Source organism: Streptomyces sp. NPDC002125 (assembly GCF_053593715.1).
Window position 1 is genome coordinate 1 of the sequence record NZ_JBSFDD010000078.1, and the last position, 2,767, is coordinate 2,767.

General features: G+C 69.8%; 1 protein-coding gene. It reads right to left on the reverse strand.

Annotated features, from left to right (window positions below; translation table 11 throughout):
• Window positions 1–2,717, reverse strand: a 2,717-nt coding sequence (locus ACWCQM_RS40835) for an acyltransferase domain-containing protein (protein ID WP_450920125.1), incomplete at its 3' end; no start/stop codon positions are given.
• Between the last annotated feature and the right edge of the window lie 50 nt (window positions 2,718–2,767).

The following is a 2,767-nucleotide window of genomic DNA, read 5'->3' on the forward strand; positions in this document are numbered from 1 at the left end:
ACCAACACGATCCGACCCGGCTGCTCCAACTGCACCGAACGCACCAGACCCCACACCGCAGACCCACCCGGATCACCCACCACACCCCGCGTGAGGATCACCAGCGGCGAGGAGCCCCATTCGGGGTCGGAGAGCCGTGCGTGGAGGAAATCGACAGTGGCCGCGGCCAGTTCTCGAGCAGCCTCCGGTCCCGTGGCGCCGTGCGCGGTGAGATCCAGTACGGCGGCCGTCGGCACGGGAGCACCGGACTCGGGCAGGGCGAGCGGCACCCACTCCACTCGGTAGAGCAGGTCGCCGGCAGCCGTGCCGAGTGACGCCAGCCGGTCGGCTTCGACGGACCGCAGCGTGAGCGACTCGACGGAGGCGACCGGTGCGCCGGTCGCATCGGTCAGCGTCAGCGCGATGGCATCCGGTCCGGAGGGGGTCGCGCGCAGCCTCAGCGCCGCAGCACCCTCGGCGGACAGGGACACGCCCCTCCAGGCGAAGGGCAGCACGACATGGCCCGGATCGGGCTCCACATGACCGAGCAGGCTGGTCGCCTGAAGTGCGGCGTCCAGCAGTGCGGGGTGCAGGCCGAACCTGCCGGCCTCGAAGACCAGGTCGTCGGGCAACGCCAGCTCCGCGAACACCTCCCGCCCACGCCGCCACGCCGCCCGCACCCCCCGGAACGCAGGCCCGTACGCATACCCCTTCGCCGCGAAGCCTTCGTAGAACCCCTCGACGGACACCGGCTCCGCACCCACCGGAGGCCATGGTTCGGGCGGCGTTGCGGAGGCATCACCGCTTGCGGTCAGGAACCCGTGCGCGTGCCTGGTCCATGCCCCTGCCTGGTCGGCGCTCTCCGGGCGGGAGTACACCGACACCGTCGCCCGGACTTCCCGCCCGTCGGGTCCGCTCTCTTCGTCGGCCACGGCGACCCGGATCTGGACCCCCTCGCGATCGGGCAGGACGAGCGGAGCCTCGATCACCAGTTCCTCGACCGTGCTCAGCCTTGCTTCCACCCCGGCTCGCTGGGCGAACTCCAGCAGCGCGGCGCCGGGGACAAGGACGGTGCCTGCTACGGCATGGTCGGTCAGCCAGGGATGCTCCTTGAGCGAGATCCTGCCCGTGAGTACCACGCTCCCGGACTCGGGCAGCTGGACGACCGCTCCGAGCAGGGGGTGCTCGACCGATCCCAGCCCGACCGCGCCGAGGTCGCCGCTGCCTTTGCTGCCGGCCAGCCAGTAGTGCTCGTGCTGGAAGGGGTAGGTGGGCAACTGGACTCGCTGGTGCTGGTGTTCGCCGAAGGAGGGGGTCCAGTCGATGTGTATGCCGCGTACGTGGAGTTCGGCTGCGGACTTCAGGACGCGGTCGAGGTCACCGTCGTCGCGGCGCAGGGTGCCGGTGACCACGGATGTCACGTCCTCGTGCTCGTCCAGGATCTCCTGGACGCTGTGTGCGAGCACCGGATGCGAACTGACCTCGACGAACGCCCGGAAACCCTCAGCAACCAGCGTTTCCACGGCTCCGGCGAAACCGACCGTGCCGCGCAGGTTCCGGAACCAGTAGCCACCGTCCAGCTCCGGACCATCCAGCCACCGACCCTCGACCGAGGAAAAGAACGGCACCTCAGCCTTGCCTGGTCGCAGGCCGTCCAGGACCCTCGACAACTCAGCCTGGATCAGCTCGACATGAGAGGTGTGCGAGGCGTAGTCGACAGGTATCCGGCGCACCCGCACACCCTCGGACTCCAGCTCCCCGAACAGGCGCTCCAGCTCATCCACATCACCTGCGACCACCACCGACGAGGGGCCATTGACCGCAGCCAACTCGGCCCCGTCAAGCAGCCGTTCGCGCACCACGGATGCGGGCAGGCCGACCGAGACCATGCCACCGCGCCCCGCCAGCCCGTCCGCGATCGCGCGACTGCGCAGCACCACGACCCGCGCCGCGTCCTCCAGCGACAACGCACCCGCGACATGAGCCGCCGCGATCTCCCCCTGCGAATGCCCCAGCACCGCATCCGGACGCACCCCGAACGACTCCCACACCCGGGCCAGGGACACCATCACCGCGAACGAAACCGGCTGCACCACATCCACCCGGCCCAACGACACCGCACCCTCGACACCCCGCACCACATCCAGGGCCGACCAACCACTCACCGACTCCAACACACCACTGACCAGCGAAAACGCATCCGCAAACGCCGGGGACGACTCCAGCAGCGCCGCACCCATCCCCACCCACTGCGAACCCTGACCAGGGAACACGAACACCGTCCGGCCATCCACATCCGCACGACCCGACACCGCCGAACCGGCGACTTCACCACGCGCCAGCGCAGCCAAGCCGGCCAGGTCACCGGACAGAACCACCGCACGGTGTTCCAGCGCCGCCCGACCTGCTACGAGAGCCCGCCCGATCTCAGCGGGCGTGTCCTCGGGGCGATCGACGAGGTGGTCGAGCAACTGCTTCGCCTGTGCGCGCAGCGCCGGTTCCGATGCACTGGACAGCGCCCAGGGGACGTACCCGTTCGGCACAGGCGCCCGCGGTCCCTCTTCGGACTCCACGGCAGGGGGTGCCTCTTCGAGGATGACGTGCGCGTTCGTGCCGCTCACGCCGAACGACGACACCCCTGCCCGCCGGGGGCGGTCCACCTCGGGCCAGGGCTGGGCCTCGGTCAGCAGTTCCACCGAGCCCGCGTCCCAGTCGATCTTCGAGGACGGCTCATCCACATGCAACGTCCGAGGAAGCACACCCTCCCGGATCGCATGGACCATCTTGA